At 59.1% G+C, this 18,736-nt stretch carries 16 protein-coding genes; 3 read left to right on the forward strand and 13 right to left on the reverse strand.

Annotated elements, in window-relative coordinates; translation table 11 throughout:
- Positions 1 to 38: 38 nt before the first annotated feature.
- The 7 genes from tldD to R84865_RS03125 all read right to left on the reverse strand — a co-directional run bounded on the left by tldD (position 39) and on the right by R84865_RS03125 (position 10,429).
- A complete protein-coding gene (gene tldD / locus R84865_RS03095; RefSeq protein WP_435638800.1) occupies positions 39 to 1,523 on the reverse strand; it encodes a metalloprotease TldD in 1,485 nt (494 codons plus the stop codon).
- The gene (locus R84865_RS03100; RefSeq protein WP_435638801.1) at positions 1,520 to 5,446 is read right to left on the reverse strand and encodes a YhdP family phospholipid transporter; all 3,927 of its coding nucleotides are present in this window, start codon (positions 5,444 to 5,446) and stop codon (positions 1,520 to 1,522) included. Before R84865_RS03100 ends, tldD begins: the two co-directional genes overlap by 4 nt.
- A gap of 123 nt (positions 5,447 to 5,569) precedes the next feature.
- A complete protein-coding gene (rng, locus tag R84865_RS03105; protein ID WP_435632264.1) occupies positions 5,570 to 7,033 on the reverse strand; it encodes a ribonuclease G in 1,464 nt (487 codons plus the stop codon).
- 60 nt (positions 7,034 to 7,093) lie between these two features.
- Positions 7,094 to 7,681, reverse strand: a complete 588-nt coding sequence (locus tag R84865_RS03110; protein WP_435632265.1) for a Maf family protein — start codon at positions 7,679 to 7,681, stop codon at positions 7,094 to 7,096.
- A gap of 224 nt (positions 7,682 to 7,905) precedes the next feature.
- Positions 7,906 to 8,388, reverse strand: coding sequence for a rod shape-determining protein MreD (mreD, locus tag R84865_RS03115; protein WP_435632266.1), 483 nt, complete (start codon positions 8,386 to 8,388; stop codon positions 7,906 to 7,908).
- Positions 8,378 to 9,316, reverse strand: coding sequence for a rod shape-determining protein MreC (mreC, locus tag R84865_RS03120; RefSeq protein ID WP_435632267.1), 939 nt, complete (start codon positions 9,314 to 9,316; stop codon positions 8,378 to 8,380). Before mreC ends, mreD begins: the two co-directional genes overlap by 11 nt.
- 75 nt (positions 9,317 to 9,391) lie before the next feature.
- Positions 9,392 to 10,429, reverse strand: a complete 1,038-nt coding sequence (locus R84865_RS03125) for a rod shape-determining protein (protein WP_435632268.1) — start codon at positions 10,427 to 10,429, stop codon at positions 9,392 to 9,394.
- A gap of 352 nt (positions 10,430 to 10,781) precedes the next feature.
- Here R84865_RS03125 and gatC point away from each other — a divergent pair, with 352 nt between their 5' ends.
- From gatC to gatB, 3 genes are all read left to right on the forward strand, one after another.
- Complete coding sequence (gatC, locus tag R84865_RS03130; protein WP_435638802.1) at positions 10,782 to 11,069, forward strand: Asp-tRNA(Asn)/Glu-tRNA(Gln) amidotransferase subunit GatC; 288 nt, start codon at positions 10,782 to 10,784, stop codon at positions 11,067 to 11,069.
- A 157-nt stretch (positions 11,070 to 11,226) separates the two neighbouring features.
- Positions 11,227 to 12,681, forward strand: a complete 1,455-nt coding sequence (gene gatA / locus R84865_RS03135) for an Asp-tRNA(Asn)/Glu-tRNA(Gln) amidotransferase subunit GatA (RefSeq protein ID WP_435638803.1) — start codon at positions 11,227 to 11,229, stop codon at positions 12,679 to 12,681.
- Between the two features lie 14 nt (positions 12,682 to 12,695).
- Complete coding sequence (gatB, locus tag R84865_RS03140) at positions 12,696 to 14,150, forward strand: Asp-tRNA(Asn)/Glu-tRNA(Gln) amidotransferase subunit GatB (protein ID WP_435632271.1); 1,455 nt, start codon at positions 12,696 to 12,698, stop codon at positions 14,148 to 14,150.
- A 108-nt stretch (positions 14,151 to 14,258) separates the two neighbouring features.
- On the opposite strand, the gene R84865_RS03145 is transcribed toward gatB, so the two are convergent.
- The 6 genes from R84865_RS03145 to pgm form a co-directional block, all read right to left on the reverse strand.
- Positions 14,259 to 14,573 carry a helix-turn-helix domain-containing transcriptional regulator gene (locus tag R84865_RS03145; RefSeq protein WP_435636778.1) on the reverse strand — a complete coding sequence of 105 codons (315 nt, stop codon included), beginning with the start codon at positions 14,571 to 14,573 and terminating at the stop codon, positions 14,259 to 14,261.
- 14 nt (positions 14,574 to 14,587) lie between these two features.
- On the reverse strand, positions 14,588 to 14,905 hold the full coding sequence (locus tag R84865_RS03150) for a type II toxin-antitoxin system RelE/ParE family toxin (protein ID WP_435638804.1): 318 nt from the start codon (positions 14,903 to 14,905) through the stop codon (positions 14,588 to 14,590).
- Positions 14,906 to 15,089: 184 nt separating this feature from the next.
- Positions 15,090 to 15,245 carry a hypothetical protein gene (locus R84865_RS03155; RefSeq protein WP_435632274.1) on the reverse strand — a complete coding sequence of 52 codons (156 nt, stop codon included), beginning with the start codon at positions 15,243 to 15,245 and terminating at the stop codon, positions 15,090 to 15,092.
- Positions 15,246 to 15,382: 137 nt separating this feature from the next.
- A complete protein-coding gene (locus tag R84865_RS03160) occupies positions 15,383 to 16,306 on the reverse strand; it encodes a DMT family transporter (protein WP_435638805.1) in 924 nt (307 codons plus the stop codon).
- Positions 16,303 to 16,896 (reverse strand): TetR/AcrR family transcriptional regulator, encoded by a 594-nt coding sequence (locus tag R84865_RS03165; RefSeq protein WP_435638806.1) that lies wholly within the window; start codon positions 16,894 to 16,896, stop codon positions 16,303 to 16,305. The genes R84865_RS03160 and R84865_RS03165 overlap by 4 nt, the downstream gene beginning before the upstream one ends.
- A gap of 157 nt (positions 16,897 to 17,053) precedes the next feature.
- Positions 17,054 to 18,718, reverse strand: a complete 1,665-nt coding sequence (pgm, locus tag R84865_RS03170; protein ID WP_435638807.1) for a phosphoglucomutase (alpha-D-glucose-1,6-bisphosphate-dependent) — start codon at positions 18,716 to 18,718, stop codon at positions 17,054 to 17,056.
- Positions 18,719 to 18,736 lie beyond the last annotated feature (18 nt).

Here is an 18,736-nt window from a genome sequence, read left to right on the forward strand (position 1 = left end):
ACGTGCTGACGTGCTGACGTGCTGACGTGCTGACGTGCTCAGGATTGTGTGCCGCCAACGGTAATGCTATCGAGCTTCAACGACGGCTGACCTACGCCCACCGGCACCGATTGTCCCTGCTTGCCGCAAATGCCTACCCCGTTATCGAGCTCTAAGTCATCGCCGATCATCGAGATGCGCCCCATCGCTTCAGGGCCACTGCCAATAATGGTCGCGCCCTTGACCGGCGCCCCCAATTTACCGTTTTCAATCAGATAGGCTTCGCTCGCCGCGAACACGAATTTGCCGGACGTGATATCCACCTGCCCACCGCTGAAGCCCACCGCGAACAGCCCCTTGCTGACTGACGCAATCATCTCGTCGCGCTGATGCTGACCGCCCAGCATGTAGGTGTTGGTCATGCGCGGCATCGGCAGATGCGCATAGGATTCACGACGGCCATTACCGGTCAGCGAATGCCCCATCAGCCGCGCGTTCAGCTTGTCCTGCATATAGCCGGTGAGTCGGCCGTTTTCGATCAAGGTAGTGCACTGACCGGGGGTTCCCTCGTCATCGATCGAAAGCGAACCACGGCGCTCAGTGAGGGTTGCGTCGTCAACCACGGTCACGCCCGCGGCGGCTACTTGTTCACCGAGGCGTCCGGCAAAGGCGGAGCTGCCCTTGCGATTGAAATCGCCTTCCAGCCCGTGCCCCACTGCTTCATGCAGCAGCACCCCGGGCCATCCTGCGCCTAGCACTACCGGCATATCGCCAGCGGGCGCCGCCACCGCGTCGAGATTAACCAGGGCGACCCTGACGGCTTCCAAAGCGATGGACTCTACCATTCCGCGCTGTTCAAGCTGTGCCAGCGAGAATCGCCCACCGCCGCCGCTGGAGCCGCTTTCGCGACGTCCATTGCGGAGCGCAATCACCGAGACGTTGAAGCGAATCATCGGGCGGCTATCGGCGGCCAGCGTACCGTCGCTGGCGCGCACCAGTACCACATCGTGGACCAGCCCGAGTGAAGCAGACACCTTAACGATGGCAGGATCAGCGCCGCGCGCAATGCGATCGGCCCGCTGCAGCAATGCCACCTTGGCATCGGCACTACTTTCGCCCCCCGGCGCACGACGCTGATAGCGTGCTTCGGCAGCGCCAGGCTCGGCGCACTGCGCGGTTAGCGACTGGCCGGAGCGCACAATACGTGAAGCGACCTGTCCCGTTTCTCGCAGGGTATCGGGGGTAATGTGGCTGGCATAGGCGAAGCCAGTTTTCTCTCCCGCCATTGAGCGCACACCAACGCCGCTATCAAGACTGAAGGCGCCGCTTTTTACCACGCCATCTTCCAACGACCAGCTTTCGCGCGTGCCGTATTGGAAATAGAGCTCAGCGAAATCGATACCGGGCCCCATCGCAGCGGCTAGCCCTGCATCGAGCGAATCGAGATCGAGATCGCCCGGTTCCAGCAGCAGTTCGCTACCGTAGCGCAGCAACTCCTCGGAGTTTGGCAAAACGAGCGGCGATGGAGCGCAATGTGCAGTCATTCGTCGACAGTTTCCTTGGTGATATTGGGCGCGAGCCAGCCACCGTTGATCGCGTAATGAAGTTCCGTCACCTGATTGAGCCAGCCACCGAAGGCCAAATGCAATGCCAACAGCGCCCCGCCAATCTCGGGTGCGCCAACGGCCAGCGCGGCCAGCGGCAGCGTTTGCGACACCGGCAATCTGATCGCCAAATGCTCGTTGAGCCGCTGGTTGATCAGATCGACGTTACCATCAACGGTGAAGGTGGTTGAGGGCGCTTTAATCAGCAGCGGCTCGACATGTTTAAGCACCCCGTCGGTCAGCGTTGCCTTGCCAGCGATGCTGTTGAACGCCGTACCGTGTTCGGTCACATCGGAGAAATCGAGGCGCAGACGGCGGAAAATGTTGTCGAAGTTCAGCAGTCCCATTAGCCGCGCGGAGCTTAGGTTGAGCGCCACAATGTTGCCCGGCCCGATGTCGAGCCCCAGGTTACCGGACACCGAATCGAGCTGCGGCTGCCACGGCGCGCCCGGCCATGCGAAGCCCGTCTCGATCTTGCCATCGCGGGTAGTCGCCATGTTTTCGAGATCAAGCAGGTTCAGTAGCTTGGCGATGTTGCCCAATTTCACATTGACGCTGCCCTGAGTCACGCTTGCCTCGCCTGCCGGCAGCCAACTCAGGCTTCCTTTCAGCTTGGTGCCGGCTAACTCAGCTTCCAGCGTATCCAGACTGAGGGCGTTATCCGCGGTGTGCCAGGTGGCGTTCAGAGCACCTCTCTGATCGCGCGCAATGATATTGGCAATATTCAGCGTGCCTGCAGGCAGCGACGAGGCCTTCTCTGGGAAGGCGGCCAGCGGCTCGCTGGGCGAATCGACAGTCACTGCCTGATCGTAGAGCGTGAAGCGCTCGGGCGGCTTGTCGGCATTTTTCTCGGACGCACGCTGCAAGGCATCGAGCATCGGATTGAGATTGAGTTCGTTCAGCTTAACCGTGATCGGCATTGGCGCGTTAGGGTCCCACTGCGCAGTACCGTTGGTGTAGCGGCTGCGCAGTGAGGCATTCCACACATCGTCAGTCATTTGTCCGTGCGCATGCACGTCGGTCAGGCACTCGTCGTCTATCACCAGACAGTCGGTATCGAAGCGCACCTCATTGATAACGATCGGGTTTTCTTCCGAGCCAGGTTTCGCCTCGGAGGGCACCTGTTTGCCAACGTGATCGAATTCGACGCCTTGCAGCGTTTTCATCCACGCGCCGGGATCGAGACGCGCGTTGTCCATGGTGATGCTCCAGCCACTACGCGGCTGCCACTCGGGCTGCTCAGGCCAGTGCTCAACCCACACCTGGCCCTGACGCATCTGGTCGCGCCAGCGCGCTTTAACCAGATTGTCGATCACCACATTGCCCACGCCGTTGGTCAAATCCATCCGCAGCCGCATGGTGCGAGGATCTTCTGGGTCCTTGCCCAACGGTTCAGGCAGCGGCACTTTTACACCGCGACTATCGCTATCAACATTCAGCGTCACGACACCGTCTCGCGACATACGCATCGCGCCGCCATAGCGGGTGCTGCCATAAGTGTCAGGTGCTAGTCCCGACAGGTGCAGCCATTTCATGCTTTCCAAAGCGTCGGCTTCACCGTTGAAATCCAGATTGCCCACGCCGTTGTTAAGCGCGAAGTCTGCGTTTACCGGACCGCCGAAAACGCGGCCATGCGCATTACCGTTGATGCCCACGTTATCGCCCAGCATGTGCAGCTTAACGTTGGAACTGATATCGCTGAACTTCAGCGCGCTGGCCACCAAAGTGGCGTTGGCGTGAGCAATATCGCCCTGCGCGGTGAAGTCGACCTGCCCGTCGTGCTCACCGCCGAATGGCAGCCGCAGCCTGATATTGCCTTTCAGCGGGCCGTTGGCTTCCCAACGCGAGAACTGGGTATTCAGCTCAGACTTATCGAAAGGCGCGCGTTTCAATACATCCAGCAGCTGCCCAGCATCGCCTTCGACGGGCGCGTCGAGACTTAGCAGATCATCGTGAAGAGAGAAGTTGCCCTCACCGCCTTTCAAGCCATTGAGCTCGGCACGGTGAATGGCTCCGCGCATGTTTTCGCCATCGAGATGCAGGGATCCATCCACCTTGGTAACAGGCTGCCAGCCTTCCAGATAGCCGAGCGTGGCATTGCGCACGTCGAGGTCGAGCAGCAGACGGTTGCCGCTTTTTGGATCACCGAAGTCAACATGCTTCTCAAGTTCGGGGTGCCCTTCTGGGGCTCCAAACACCATCGACATGCTGATCTTGCCCTTCGGCACCTCGCCTGAGTGCACGTTCTCGACCAGCCAGTCACCGAGAGATTTGCCCATCACGCGCAGCGGCACCCAATCGCGGGCGCTGCGCACTTTGGCATTCTCGAAAGCCAGATCGAAGCTGAAATGGTTGTGATGGTGATCGGGAAGATCAAGGAAGAAGTCGCCCGAGGCATTAGCCCCGTCGCGCACAAAATGGATGTCGCTACCGCCCATCTTGACGTAGTTATCGTTTAGCTCCCACGACAGCTTGCCCGACAGCGATTCGAGCGGCCAGCGGGTTTCGAATACCGTGGGCATATTGAGGCCGAGCACGTCGTCGCCTTTTACCCAGGCACGCCCGAAACGCAGCGTGGTATCGACGCCGCCAGATACCGGCCCCAGCGCCGGTATTTCCTCGTGCGAATTCATGGTCGCGCCGCTTAGATCGGCACGAATTCGCAGCCGGTCACGCGCCGCCACGTCGGGGCGCAGGTCGAGATCGAGACGCGCCTTGTTCACCTGACCACTCGGGTGCAAATCAATGTAGGTTTGGCGTAGCCGCTCGGAAAACGGTAGCAACGGCCAGGCCAGATTCGCAGGTTCGAGACGGAACGCCGGCAGCAGCACTGACAGCTGTTCATCGTTGCCTTGCACGGTGCCAAAGGCGGGCAGCGCCAACGCCTTGCCGTGACTATCTTCGGCGTCCATTTTGGCAAACCGGCCTTGCCAGCGATGATCGTCGTATCTGGCATACAGTGCGGTCGATAGCGCGGCAAGATCAGCGCGCCGCGAAGGATCATCGGTGCGGCCTATATGAAGCTTGTCGAGATCGAGCGACGAGCGCACTTCGGCAGACTGGGTGCCCTTCCAGCCAAGCTGAAAATGCAGATCGCCCTGCGCCGAGAATTCATAGTGGGCGCTAGCGCTGAACATGCTGGCCACCGCCGAAATCTGCTTGGCATCACCGCGCAGTTCGGCCTGCCCCGAGGTATCGCCTTCAGGCGACAGGTTTGCATTCAGGGATATACCGGCACGCTGCGCGTAATCGGTAACCGCAGCGGCCTGCAGTACGGTGTCACCGTTGCTGTCAGCGACCAGTACGGCAGAGGGGATGTCGATACGGTGATGATCGTGCAAGCCGAATAGCTCAACACTGCCCTCACTGATACGCGCGCGGCTGCCGGCAATATTCACCAGCCAGCGTTTAAGATCTTCCTGCGAGAACGTATCGGACTGGTCATCTTCGTCATCGGCCCACCAGCGTCCGTCGGGACGCTGATACAGAGAAAACGCGGGGCGATCGAGATCGAGCTGATTGAAGGCAGGCTGGTGCAGCTGCAGTGAGCGCAGCAGGTCGAGCTTGATACGCCCTCTCGCCAGCGTGAATAGCGAGCGCTGAGTGTCGCTGTCGCCCTGCTGCTGGAAGACGTTCATGCGATCGACATCGATCACCAGATTACGGCCATCAAGGCCAATCTCCAGCCGCTTGGCGATAAGATCGACACCTTCAGGCAGCGGTAGCCATTTGGTCAGTTCGGCGTTGCCTTCAAGGTGCAGAGGCATAATGCGCAGGCCAGCCGTGATCAATGCGACCACCGTCAATACAACGGCCATCGCGATCAGAAGCCCTCTAGCGACCATTCGCACCAACGTCAGCACTTCAGCCAGCGCTCCCCTACAGCACTTTTCACGACCAGCAGCGCAGGCTGCGTATTGCGCAATATGTTCACGTCAAACAGCCCCTCCCTGGTCTGCCGAGTATCATTACATTCATTCACAGCGCTAGCTCAACACCAAATCGTAGTGGTCTTGCGCATACTGCGGCTCGCTTCGCACCCGAATCGGCTTACCAAGCAAAGCTTCGAGATCGGCCATCGCGGCGGCTTCTTCTTCCATTAGTCGCTCGGCCACGCTGGGCGCTGCCAACACCAGATAGCCGTTGGCACCATAAGCGCGCTCTTCACGCATAATGGCACGAAATATCTCCAGGCACAGCGTTTCGGCCGTCTTGATTGCGCCACGTCCTGCGCAAAGTGGACATTCTTCGCTGAGCACCTGCTCAAGGCTTTCGCTGGTGCGCTTGCGCGTTAGCTGTACCAGCCCCAGTTCGGTAATGCCGGTAAGCGAGATGCGCGCACGATCCTTTTCGAGCGATTTTTCGAGCAGCCGAAGCAGCTGGCGGCGATGCTCGACATCTTCCATATCGATAAAATCGATAATGATAATGCCACCCAGATTGCGCAGCCTTAGCTGACGCGCAATCACCGTAGCCGCTTCGAGATTGGTCTTGAAGCTGGTTTCTTCGAGATTGCGATGCCCGACAAAAGCACCGGTATTTACATCAATGGTGACCATCGCCTCGGTTTGATCGATGATCAGGTAGCCGCCCGACTTCAGCGGCACCTTGCGCTCAAGCGCGCGACTGATCTCGTCCTCGACCGAGAACAGATCGAAAATGGGGCGACCACCAGAGAAAAGCTCCAGTCGCGACTCCCAGGCGGGCATAAAATCTCGTGCGAATGCCTGCAATTTTAGGAAGTTATCCTGGGAATCGATGCGCACGCGCTCGATATCGTCGCGCATTACATCTCTTAAAATGCGCAGGAAAAGTGGCAAGTCGTAATAGATTTGTGCGGGCGCCTGCGCTGCGACCTGGCGCGCTGACACTTTACGCCACAGCCGGCCAAGAAACTGCACGTCGGCAAGCAGCGCTTCCCGCGTTACGCCTTCAGCGGCAGTACGCACGATAAAGCCGCCCGATGGCGCGGCATCACCGGCTTCCTCAACCACCTCCGCCGCCAAAGTACGCAAGCGCTCGCGCTCTTCTTCGCTGTCAATACGCTGCGACACGCCTATGTGAGACGCCTGGGGCATCAGCACCAGATAGCGGGAAGGCACGGAGAGGTGAGTCGTGAGACGCGCCCCCTTGCTGCCGAGCGGGTCCTTCACCACTTGCACGGTAATTACCTGGCCATCGTGTGCCAGCGTACGAATGGGAGGCACCGGTCCTTCATGATCCAGCGGCACCAGCGCTTGTGCGTGGATAAACGCCGCGCGTTCCAGCCCTATATCAACGAAGGCCGCTTGCATGCCAGGCAATACCCGCACCACTTTGCCTTTATAGATATTGCCAGTGATACCCAGGCGGCGATGGCGCTCGACCGCTACCTCCTGCAACACGCCGTTTTCAACGACGGCCACGCGCGTTTCCATTGGCGTCAAATTGATCAGCACTTCGCCGCTCATGTTACTGTCCTTATTGCGCCTGCGCCTCGCTGGCAACACCGCCTGCCAACCATCTCGTTATTATTGCCAATACCCTACACCGGCGTCGTTCAGAAGCTGCGCTGTCTCAAATAGCGGCAGGCCCACCACTGCCGAGTAACTGCCCTCAAGGCGTTCAATGAACACGGCCCCTTTCCCCTGAATAGCATAGCCACCGGCTTTATCAACGGGTTCACCGGTCGCCCAGTAGGCATCGCGCTGGGCGGCGTCGACACGCGCGAAACGCACCCTGGATTCGACCCACAGCGTGCGCGGCGACTGCCCCGCTCGCGCCAGCGTTACGGCGGAAAACACCGAATGCCAGCGCTGGCTGAACTGCTCGAACATGGCATCGAACGCCGCCTTGCTGGCCGGTTTACCGAATATTTGGCCGTCCAGGGCTATCGCAGTATCCGCTCCCAATACCCAGCCATGAGGGTACTGCCCGACAACCGCCTGGGCCTTGCCGAGCGCCATACGCGCGACATAGTTCGCTGGCGCTTCGCCGCACTGCGGTCGCTCATCGATATCAGCAGCACACACTAGCGCTGGCGTTACGCCGATCGATGCCAGCAGTTCGAGTCGCCGCGGCGACTGCGAAGCAAGACATAAGGGTAGTACATCAGCCACGTGCTGTTTCCCTTCAGGCGACAGCTAAAAGTCGATAGATAACCATAGTTTACACGCAATCCAGGAAGGGGTGGGAAACGAGTCGGCCCGCGTATCGATTTTTATGTAGGAAGATGTAACAGCACAAGGCGCTAACGGGCGGCAGCACGCTATGCCACCGCCGAGAAAGGCGTTAGGCGATCGATTTCAGCCTGGGGGAGAGATAAATACGCGTGTAGAGGGGCCTAGAAACCGCGTTGAATGTTGTACAGCAAGGTAGAGAACCATGGCCACAGCAGTCCGCTGATCAGCGCACCATAGATAAACTGGATATGCAGCTCGGAAACGCCAAACAGCATTCTCAACCATTGCTCGCACAGCAGCACCAGACCGGTAATCACCACCACTACGGGCGCTTGCTGCCACAGCGAATAAAGACGAATGCGAGAGTACAGCAGCAGCGTCAGGAAGCAGACGCCCGACAATAGCAGCGCGTTCTGGCCCAACGGCGTGCCATTGAGCAAATCCAGCGGCAAGCCGATGATGAAACCGTGGAAAACGCCCACCCGCAGCGGCTGCGCCAAGCACCAGAAAATCAGCGTCATGGCGACCCACGGCGGCCGCAGCAACAGCAGGCTATCGGGCATTGGCATCAGCTGCAGCACCAAGGCGGCAATAAGCGTGAGCCATACCATCGGATATACTGCGCGGGTTTCCTCAGCGGCCATGTTCAGCGTCCTCGGCAGCAGGATGGTAAAGCTTATAGATAGCGTCGATGGTGGCCTGCTCGACACGCGCCCCGGAATCGGTAGACACCGCCTCACGCGCTGACAGCATCAGGAAATCACGACTGCGATCAAGCTGCGCTGCAGGACGCGCCTCTACCTTGGCGAAAGGCCCATTGGTGCGCGGCTCCACCTTGGTGACCGTGGCCACTGGATACCCAGGCGGAAACTCGCCCCCCAGGCCGGAGGTCACTAGCAGATCACCCACCCGCACATCAGCATTGGCCGGTACATTGACGACCTGCAGCTGATGCGGGCCGCCCGCCCCTTGAATCACAAAACGCAGGCCGTTGCGCACCAATTGGATAGGCATCGCGTTACTGGGATCGCTGATCATCATCACGCGGCTCGAAAAGCGCCCCAGCGACACCACGTGCCCCACCACCCCGAAGGCGTCAACCACCGGCTGACCTTGATACACGCCTTGGTCGGCGCCGCGATTAACGATCATCTGCTGAATGAAGGGATCGTTATCAAGACGCATGAGTTCGCTGGTAATGAACTGCATCTGCTGCTTGGGCGCTGCATGCATCAGCTGACGCAACTGAACATTTTCTGCGGTGAGCGAATCCATCCGCAAACTACGCTGCGACAGCCGCGTTAGCTGTTCGCGCAGTTCGCGATTTTCTTCAACCAATGCGCGCTGGGAGGAGAAGGCGGTCGCCCCCCAATTCATTGCTTCAGCGGGCAAACTGACGAGCCACTGCACCGGAGCCACCACCACGGAGGCCTCGGTGCGCACCTTTTCCATCCAGGTGTAGCGAAGATCCACAAACAGCAAAAGCACCGCCAAGACGGTGCACAGGACCATACGGAACCCGGGGGAAGGACCATGAATGAACAGTGGCTTGATAGGACGTCCTCCACGCATCGACCACTTGCCTGACCGCTATTTTGCCCGTTAAAAAGCAAAACTCTGCTTACCGGTCAGGCAAGTGTGAAGCCGCTAGTCGATCGAGAAGAGTTCGAAGGCGTGCTGATCGATCATCTCGAGCGCTTTACCGCCACCGCGCGCGACACAGCTGAGCGGATCGTCGGCAACGATAACGGGAAGCCCGGTTTCTTCGGCGAGCAGCTTGTCGACGTCACGCAGCAGCGCACCACCGCCGGTGACGACTAAACCGCGCTCGGCGATATCGGAGGCCAGTTCGGGGGGCGATTGCTCAAGCGCGCTCTTGACTGCCGAAACGATCGACGACAGCGGCTCTTGCAGCGCGTCGAGGATTTCGTTCGAGTTAAGCGTAAAGCTGCGCGGCACCCCTTCTGCCAGGTTACGTCCGCGCACGTCGATCTCGCGCAGTTCGCCACCGGGGTAGGCACAGCCAATTTCTTCCTTGATACGCTCAGCGGTTGCTTCACCGATCAGGCTGCCGTAGTGACGACGCACGTACGCGGTGATCGCTTCGTCGAAGCGGTCGCCACCTACGCGTACCGATTCGGAGTAAACCACGCCAGACAGCGAGATAATGGCGATTTCGGTGGTACCGCCACCAATATCGACCACCATCGAACCTTGCGCTTCTTCTACCGGCAAACCTGCACCGATAGCGGCAGCCATTGGCTCTTCAATCAGGAATACTTCGCGCGCCCCAGCACCCTCTGCGGATTCCTTGATGGCGCGTCGCTCGACCTGCGTCGACATGCAGGGAACGCACACCAGTACCCGTGGACTCGGGGTCAGGAAGGTGCTTTGATGCACTTTACGAATGAAGTGCTGAAGCATTTGCTCGGTCACGGTGAAGTCGGCGATGACGCCGTCCTTCATCGGACGAATGGCGGTAACGTTGCCGGGAGTACGGCCCAGCATGCGCTTCGCGTCAAGCCCAACCGCAGCGACGCTGCGCATGTTGCCCGACTGACGAATGGTAACCACGGAAGGCTCGTCGAGCACGATACCTCGACCGCGAACATAAATAAGCGTGTTTGCCGTGCCCAGGTCGATCGACAGATCGCTTGAGAACAGGCCACGAAGACGTTTGAACATTGTATAAGGATACCTAGTGCAGATCGCAGTACGGCGCAAGTGCGAACGTTATCATTGCGCCTGTGTCGCGGCAAGCGAGGCCGCCGCCACACGTGTTATTATGTGCTAGCGTAAGCGTGACATACTAAAGCCTGAACACAAGCGGCAGGCCTATATGATAGCGGATATTATCCGTTTCGCTTAATTGATAGGCAATGGCAAGCGCCAACGCCTGCGTCAAACATCCATAATTCGGCAAGGTGGCCATGCGGTTGCTGCACTAATAGGCAGTGCCAAAGCGGGCTTCGGTTTCCTTCGGGTACGCCGAGCGCCCTACCGCCACCTTCCCACTGAAGCAACAGGATTCTACAGCATGGCGATAGAACACGCCGACGTCCTGCGTGCCGCCCATTTGGCACGCATCAGCATTGATAACGCCGATGCCGACCGCTATGTCGGTGACCTGACGCGCATTTTGAGCATGGTCGATCGTCTGCAGGAGATCGATACCGACGGCGTACAGCCGCTTTCGCATCCGCTCGATGCCACTCAGCCGCTGCGTGCCGACGAAGTTACTGAAAGCGATCAGCGCGATCAGTTTCAGACCGTCGCACCTGAGGTTGCCAAGGGGCTTTATCTGGTGCCGCGCGTCGTCGAATAGCGCCATTGCGTCGACGTTGGTCGGCCGTTGTACGGCCCGTTATTCATACGGAGCACTGCCTGAGCGCCACTCAAGCGCATATCGCTCGCACTCAGGCGCCTAACCTAGTCGCCGCGGCGCGCTCCGTCCCCTTACCCAGCTTTCGGATACATCACGCATGCTAGACCTGACCCTTGCCGAGATGGCCCGTGGCCTGACCTCGGGCGAGTTCAAAAGCGTTGATCTGGTGCGCGGTTTCCTCGACCGCATCCAGCAGCGCGACGCTGATATCAACTCCTTCATTACCGTTACCGGCGATGCCGCGCTTGAGCAGGCTGAAGCCGCCGATGCCGCGCGCGCCAAAGGCAACGCAGGAAGCCTTACCGGCGTACCGCTGGCGCTCAAGGATATTTTCTGCACCGAAGGCGTGCTAACGACAGCCGCCTCGAAAATGCTCGCCAACTTCGTGTCACCCTATAACGCGACGGTGGTCGAGAAGCTCAACAGCGTTGGCACCATCAGCCTCGGCAAAACCAATATGGACGAGTTCGCGATGGGCTCCTCCAACGAAAACAGCTTTTTTGGCGCGGTGAAGAACCCGTGGGACCACTCGCTGGTGCCGGGCGGCTCTTCGGGCGGCTCTGCGGCTGCAGTAGCTGCGGGACTAGTACCTGCAGCACTGGGCACCGATACCGGCGGCTCGATTCGTCAGCCCGCTGCGTTCTGCGGCATTACCGGCCTTAAGCCCACCTATGGACGAGTGTCGCGCTACGGCATTATCGCCTACGCCTCGAGCCTTGATCAGGCCGGGCCTTTCGGTCGTTCTGCTGAAGACTGTGCGCTGCTGCTCAATGCGATTGCCGGCCACGATGGCCGCGACTCGACCAGCGTGTCGCGCGTAGTGCCCGATTACACCGCCGAACTGGCGCAGCCGCTCGATGGCCTGAAAATTGGCCTGCCGGTCGAATACTTCGGCGACGGCCTGGATGCAGGCGTCGAACAAGCGGTGCGTGAAGCGGTCAAGGTATACGAAAGCCTTGGCGCTCAGGTGGTCGATGTTAGCCTGCCGCACACCCAACTGGCCGTACCGGCTTACTACGTGATTGCGCCCGCCGAAGCCTCTTCCAACCTGGCTCGCTATGATGGCGTACGCTTCGGCCACCGCTGTGACAGCCCCATCGATCTCGAAGACCTTTACAAGCGCAGCCGGGGAGAAGGCTTCGGCGAAGAGGTGAAGCGCCGTATTCTGATGGGCACTCACACGCTATCGGAAGGCTTCTACGATGCCTATTACCGTAAGGCACAGCAGGTACGCCGTCTGATTCGTCAGGATTTCCTCGACGCCTTCGACAAGGTCGACGTGCTCATGGGCCCCGCTGCCCCCACTCCCGCCTTCAAGCTGGGTGAGCAGGCTGACCCGGTTTCCATGTATCTGCAGGACATTTACACCATCGCGATTAACCTCGCGGGGATTCCCGGCATCAGCGTTCCGGCTGGCTTCGTCGACAATCGCCCCGTGGGCCTGCAAATTCTTGGGCCGCACTTCGGCGAGTCGCATTTGCTTAACGTTGCCCACGTATTCCAGCAACACACCGACTGGCACCAGCGTCGGCCTGAACAGTACCAAGGTTGAAGAGGACAACGACTATGCAATGGGAAACCGTGATCGGACTCGAAGTCCACGTCCAACTGGCGACCCGCTCGAAGATCTTCTCCGGTTCTTCGACAGCCTTTGGTGCCGAACCCAACAGTCAGGCGAGCGCCGTCGACCTTGGGCTGCCGGGCGTGCTGCCGGTACTCAATGAAAATGCCGTCGCCATGGCGCTGCGCTTTGGCTTGGCTATCGATGCTGAAATTCCTGACGTATCGGTATTCGAGCGCAAGAACTACTTCTATCCCGATCTGCCGAAGGGCTATCAGACCAGCCAGATGGCCCAGCCGATTGTCGGCAAGGGAGTGCTCGAAATTCTGCCTGAAGATGGCGAGCGCAAGCAGATTCGCATTCACCATGCTCACCTTGAGGAAGACGCCGGCAAATCGCTGCACGAAGACTTTGTAGGCATGAGCGGCATCGACCTGAACCGTGCTGGCACCCCGCTGCTCGAGATCGTCTCGGAGCCTGACCTGCGCTCGGCCAAAGAGGCTTCGGCCTATCTGCGCGCCATGCACACGCTGGTGACCTATCTGGGCATCTCCGACGGCAACATGGCAGAGGGCTCAATGCGCTGCGACGTTAACGTCTCGATTCGTCCCAAGGGCCAAGAGGAATTCGGCACCCGCGCTGAAATCAAGAACGTTAACTCGTTCCGCTTCGTTGAACGCGCGATCGCTTACGAAGTTGAGCGCCAAATCGATATTCTTGAAGATGGCGGCAAGGTCGTGCAGGAAACGCGCCTGTACGATCCTGAGGCCGACGAAACGCGCAGCATGCGTACCAAAGAGGAAGCCAACGATTACCGCTACTTCCCCTGCCCTGACCTGCTGCCGCTGGTCGTCGATCAGGCGTATGTCGATCATCAGCGCACCCTGCTGCCCGAACTGCCCGCCGCCAAGCGCGAGCGCTACGAAACCGAGCTGGGGCTATCGTCCTACGATGCTGGCGTACTGACTGCGCACCGCGCTACCGCGGACTACTTCGAGCACACCCTCGACATCTGTGGCGATGCCAAGCTGGCCGCCAACTGGGTGCAGGGCGAGCTTTCCGCGCAGCTTAACCGCGACAGCCTGCCGATCAGCGAGAGCCCGGTCAGTGCCGCGCAGCTGGGCGGCCTGCTTGTACGCATCAAGGACGACACCATCAACGGCAAGGCCGCCAAGCAGGTCTTCCAGGAGCTGTGGCAGCGTCGCTTCGAGGACGCCGATCAGGTGATCGAGGCCAAAGGGCTCAAGCAGGTGACGGATACCGGTGCGCTTGAAGCTGCGATCGACGACGCCATTGCGGCCAATCCTGTGCAGGTGACCCAATACAAGGAAGCGACCGAAGAGAAACGCGGCAAAATGGTCGGCTTCTTCGTCGGCCAGGTGATGAAAGCCACCCGCGGCACCGCGAATCCTCAGCAGGTTAATGCGCTGCTGAAAGAGAAGCTCGACGCGCTGCTGTAGTCACACCGCGCAGAAAGCATTCAGCCTGTCCAGACAGGCTGAACAGCAACAGGCCCTGCGGCTAACGCCGCAGGGCCTGTGTTGTGTTCGCTACGCCGAGCGCAGATATCAGGCAGGCAGCTGACCACTATCCAATGGCTTTACCGCCAACCGCAAGCCCATCGACTTCAGGATGGCAGACAGCGTGCGAATTTCAGGATTGCCCTGCTCCGACAGCGTGCGATAGAGCTGCGAGCGATTTAAATTGGCTCGCTCTGCGATTTCCGCTACCCCGCCGAAGGCCTTGGTCATCTGGCGCACCGCGATCAGCAATTCACCCTGGGCGCCCTCTTCGATGATGCTATCTAAAAGCTCCGCCGCATAAGCAGGATCTTTGCGGAAGATGGCGGCCATCGCCTCGTCGTGGGATTGATCGTTAATCATTGCCATGCTCCTTGTTAGTGCCTGAGTAGCCATTCTTGCCAATGCGCACAGGCATTATCGATATCCGCAGACTGCGATCGCTTGGTACCGCCGCCCATTAACAACACTACCGTCTTCCCTGCCAGCGCATAGTAGACGCGGTAGCCAAGGCCGGTATCAATGCGCAGTTCCCAAACCCCATCCCGGCACGGCTTGTGATCTCCAAGGTTGCCAAGCTCAACCCTGAAAAGGCGACGGTCGATAGCAATTCTTGCCTTGGTATCTCGAATGCGTGAACGCCACTCCGCGTATGGATTGCGCCCACCCGCCGTCACAAAGTGCCTGATCTCCATCCTAACGCCCCATGTCGTCTAAAAACAACAATTATTTGATATCTATTAGCGGAGTGCGCTAATGCCGGGAAGATATCGACTGAGCGGAAGGAAATTTCAGTAAAACTGATAGGGGTGGAACGGCAGCCAACAAAAAGCCGGCACGGGCGACCCCGTACCGGCTTGCGTTAGGCGCAGCGAACGCTTAGATAATCTGCTTGCGCTCCAGATATTGCACGATAAACGGAATGCCCACGCCGCACACGATGCCGACAATGTAGGGCGAGTGGATGCCGACAAGGCCTAGAACAAAGGCAATCACAATGGCGCTGATAAGCGGTGCTACTAGAAATCTGATCACTAAATGTGCTCCCTGATGCTATGACGTTGTTCACTCGTTAGGCCGCAGCAGTGCGCTTGGCACTATGGGCGCGCACGAGGTCGTTTGCTTCCCGTGCAAGGTCTTCACCCTATCCTGCCTTTGGTGTCGAAGTATAGTCATCCGTTGCTAACGGAGGCTGAAGGCGCGGAACGGAGGCGCATTGGCACCGTTACTATCAGTAGACACAGGAAAATCATCGCGATTCCAAGCCATCCGCTGGGCGTCAGGCGTTCCCCCAGCACTACTGCCGCGAGCAGTGCAGCGACCACAGGCTCGATCAGGGTGATAGTGGTGGCGGTGCTTGCTGCAACGCGTGATAGTCCATAGCCAAAACAGAGATAACCAATAAACATCGGTACCAACGCAAGATAGCCGCCCACCGCGATGGATGACCAGGATGCCAGCAACGAAGCACCAGTGAATATCACCAACGGCAGCAGCAGTATGCCACCTCCGCCAAAAATTGCCCCCATCGCGTCACGCGAGCCGATTCCTTGCCGCATCAGGCGTTGCGCACTATAGCTATAAAGCGCGTAAGTAAAGGCCGCCACTATTCCCAGCGCCATCCCCCACAGTGCTTGCGTACCAGCAGGGAGACCTTGAGTAGCCTCACCGCCGCGCGAGATGCCCAGCACTAAAATACCGCTAATGCCGGTCACAATGCCTATCTTCCAGCGCAGGCTCACGCGTCGGCCATCCAGTACCCGCTCAAGTAGCGCAGAGCAGACGGGGGCAGCACCAATCGATACTACGTTACCGATCGTGACTCCTGCCTCGCGCATAGCGCTGTAGAAGGCCAACGGGTAGATCGCGACCGCAATCGCTCCCACGAGCCACCAGCGCCAGTGAACCAAAAGAAGTTGGCAGCGCTGGCGAATACCACCCAGCGCCAAGCAAGCTTGCAATATCCCACCCACACCCATTGCAACAGCACCAATGGTTAATGGACTGACAGCGGGTGCAGCACTGGCGACGACACCAGTAGTCCCCCATAAGACTGCCGCTGCTGTAACGGCCAGCGGTGCCCACATTGCATTCATAACGCTTCCAGCCACTGTTGAGCATAGCGGCGTGCTTCATTCACCAGTGCAGCGTTTCCTGCCAGTCCGGCACGCATCATGGCACCTTCCAGCAGAAACGCAATCTGCCGTGCCACATCATTCGCTTGGCAGTGGGAAGATGGCAGTAAGGCACGTAGATGCCCCTCTATAATCTGCTCGACCTCTTCCTTGTACTGCCTCACCGCATCGCGCACAGCGTCGCCTGCGGCGAACTCCCCTGCCGCATTGAGCAACCCGCAGCCACGAAATCCGTTGGAAAAACGTGATTCGGCGTGATCCAAGTATGCGTCGAAAACCGCAAGCACTGCCTCGGCAGGAGAACGTGTTTCCGCCTCACGCGCGCGGTAGAACACCAGCCATTGGCGATGCCGTTCCTCGATGTAGCCCGCTACCAAATCGCTTTTGGAAGAAAAGTGGTTGTAGAGGCTTTTTCTTGCCACTCCCGCCTCACGAATAATGGCGTCAATGCCTGTTGCGTTGATGCCGTTGCGATAAAAAAGAGACGCCGCCGCTGCCAGGAGCCTGTCGCGCGCGCCTGGCGCCTGTTCAGTAACCGGTATCGATGCCATCGCGTTTCCTTAAATAGCACGCCAAGTAGACAGACCAGTCTACCTACACAAGAGACACAGGAAAAGACCCGCTACAAACGCCCCGCCCATAAAAAACCCGCTACCACTCGATTTCAGTGATAGCGGGTTTGCACTGCCGTGATAACGGTTAGGCCGATTAGCCTGCCAATACCTGATCGACCAGTGCTTTAGCTTCCTGCTGAATCTGCTTCAGGTGCTCTTCACCTTTGAAGCTTTCGGCGTAAATCTTGTAAACGTCTTCGGTGCCGGAAGGACGCGCGGCAAACCAGCCGTTGTCGGTTTCGACCTTCAGACCGCCGATAGGAGCGTCGTTGCCGGGAGCGTTGGTCAGGATCCGGGTAATTGGATCGCCGGCCAGCGTTTCAGCGGTCACCTGCTCGGGCGACAGTGCCTTGAGTTTGGCTTTCTGCTCACGGGTCGCGGCGGCGTCGATGCGCTGGTAGACGGGAGCCCCGAAACGCTCGGTGAGCTCCTGATAATGCTGACCGGGGTCTTTGCCGGTAACAGCGGTAATTTCTGCTGCCAATAGCCCCAGGATAATGCCGTCCTTATCGGTCGACCACACGCTGCCGTCCTTGCGCAGGAAGGTGGCGCCCGCGGATTCCTCACCGCCGAAGCCAAGCTTGCCGTCTACCAATCCTTGCACGAACCACTTAAGCCCCACCGGGGTTTCGAACAGCTCGCGTCCTAGTCCCTTGGCAACACGATCGATCATTGCGGAAGAGACCAGCGTTTTGCCTACGCCAACGCTGTCGTTCCACTGCGGGCGATGAGTGAAGAGGTACTGAATCGCCACCGCCAGATAGTGGTTAGGATTGAGCAGCCCGGTCGAGCGCGCCACGATGCCGTGACGGTCGTGATCGGTATCACAGCCGAATGAGACGTCGAAGCTATCCTTATTGTCGATCATCGTCGCCATTGCGTAAGGCGAGCTGCAATCCATACGGATCTTGCCGTCCCAATCGCGCGGCATGAAGCGGAAGGTTTGATCGACCTGCTGCGACAGCACCTTCAGCGGCAGCTGATATTTGCTGGCAATGCGCGTCCAGTAGTGGACGCCCGCGCCACCCAGCGGATCGACGCCGAAGGTCAGCCCTGAATCACGAATCGCATCCAGATCGATCACTTGCGCCAGGCCGTCGACGTACTGGCTGATATAGTCGAAACGCTGGGTGCTATCGACGCTCAGTGCCGTTTGATAATCGACGCGCTTTACGCCATCGAGGCCGAGCTTCAGCAGCTCGTTGGCACGATCCTCGATCCATTTGGTGACATCGGTATCGGCCGGACCACCATGGGTGGGATTGTACTTGAAGCCACCGTCAGCGGGCGGATTATGCGATGGCGTAATGACGATGCCATCGGCCAGCCCTTCGCTGCGCCCCTTGTTGTATTCGATGATCGCATTGGAAATAACCGGCGTCGGCGTATAGCCCGGCTCGCCGCCGGTCTCCTCAACGCCCGCGTCGATGCGCGTTTCCACCCCATTGGCCGCGAGCACCTCAAGCGCGGAGGCAAACGCCGGCTCCGACAACGCATGAGTATCCATGCCCATGAACAGGGGCCCGCTCACCCCTTGCTCACGCCTGAACTCGCAGATTGCCTGAGTGATCGCGAGAATATGCCACTCGTTGAAGCTACCGGCGAGCGCCGAGCCGCGATGGCCCGACGTACCGAAGGCAACCTTCTGTGCCACATTGTCAGGATCGGGGCGCAGCCCGTAGTAGCGTGAAACCAAGCGCGGAAGGTTGGTCAGCATAGCCTCGTCGGGCAACTCGCCCGCGTGGGGATCAATACTCATAGCAATTCCTGTAGCCAC

The sequence above is a fragment of the Carnimonas bestiolae genome, assembly GCF_051251145.1.
In the GTDB taxonomy this organism is placed as follows: Bacteria; Pseudomonadota; Gammaproteobacteria; order Pseudomonadales; family Halomonadaceae; genus Carnimonas; species Carnimonas bestiolae.

What these genes read in the sequence shown, in the direction of transcription:
- tldD (WP_435638800.1), bottom strand. Translation starts at nt 1,523, where the DNA reads ATGACTGCACATTGCGCTCCATCGCCGCTCGTTTTGCCAAACTCCGAG.
- rng (WP_435632264.1), bottom strand. Translation starts at nt 7,033, where the DNA reads ATGAGCGGCGAAGTGCTGATCAATTTGACGCCAATGGAAACGCGCGTG.
- mreD (WP_435632266.1), bottom strand. Translation starts at nt 8,388, where the DNA reads ATGGCCGCTGAGGAAACCCGCGCAGTATATCCGATGGTATGGCTCACG.
- mreC (WP_435632267.1), bottom strand. Translation starts at nt 9,316, where the DNA reads ATGCGTGGAGGACGTCCTATCAAGCCACTGTTCATTCATGGTCCTTCC.
- R84865_RS03125 (WP_435632268.1), bottom strand. Translation starts at nt 10,429, where the DNA reads ATGTTCAAACGTCTTCGTGGCCTGTTCTCAAGCGATCTGTCGATCGAC.
- gatC (WP_435638802.1), top strand. Translation starts at nt 10,782, where the DNA reads ATGGCGATAGAACACGCCGACGTCCTGCGTGCCGCCCATTTGGCACGC.
- gatA (WP_435638803.1), top strand. Translation starts at nt 11,227, where the DNA reads ATGCTAGACCTGACCCTTGCCGAGATGGCCCGTGGCCTGACCTCGGGC.
- gatB (WP_435632271.1), top strand. Translation starts at nt 12,696, where the DNA reads ATGCAATGGGAAACCGTGATCGGACTCGAAGTCCACGTCCAACTGGCG.
- R84865_RS03145 (WP_435636778.1), bottom strand. Translation starts at nt 14,573, where the DNA reads ATGATTAACGATCAATCCCACGACGAGGCGATGGCCGCCATCTTCCGC.
- R84865_RS03150 (WP_435638804.1), bottom strand. Translation starts at nt 14,905, where the DNA reads ATGGAGATCAGGCACTTTGTGACGGCGGGTGGGCGCAATCCATACGCG.
- R84865_RS03160 (WP_435638805.1), bottom strand. Translation starts at nt 16,306, where the DNA reads ATGAATGCAATGTGGGCACCGCTGGCCGTTACAGCAGCGGCAGTCTTA.
- R84865_RS03165 (WP_435638806.1), bottom strand. Translation starts at nt 16,896, where the DNA reads ATGGCATCGATACCGGTTACTGAACAGGCGCCAGGCGCGCGCGACAGG.
- pgm (WP_435638807.1), bottom strand. Translation starts at nt 18,718, where the DNA reads ATGAGTATTGATCCCCACGCGGGCGAGTTGCCCGACGAGGCTATGCTG.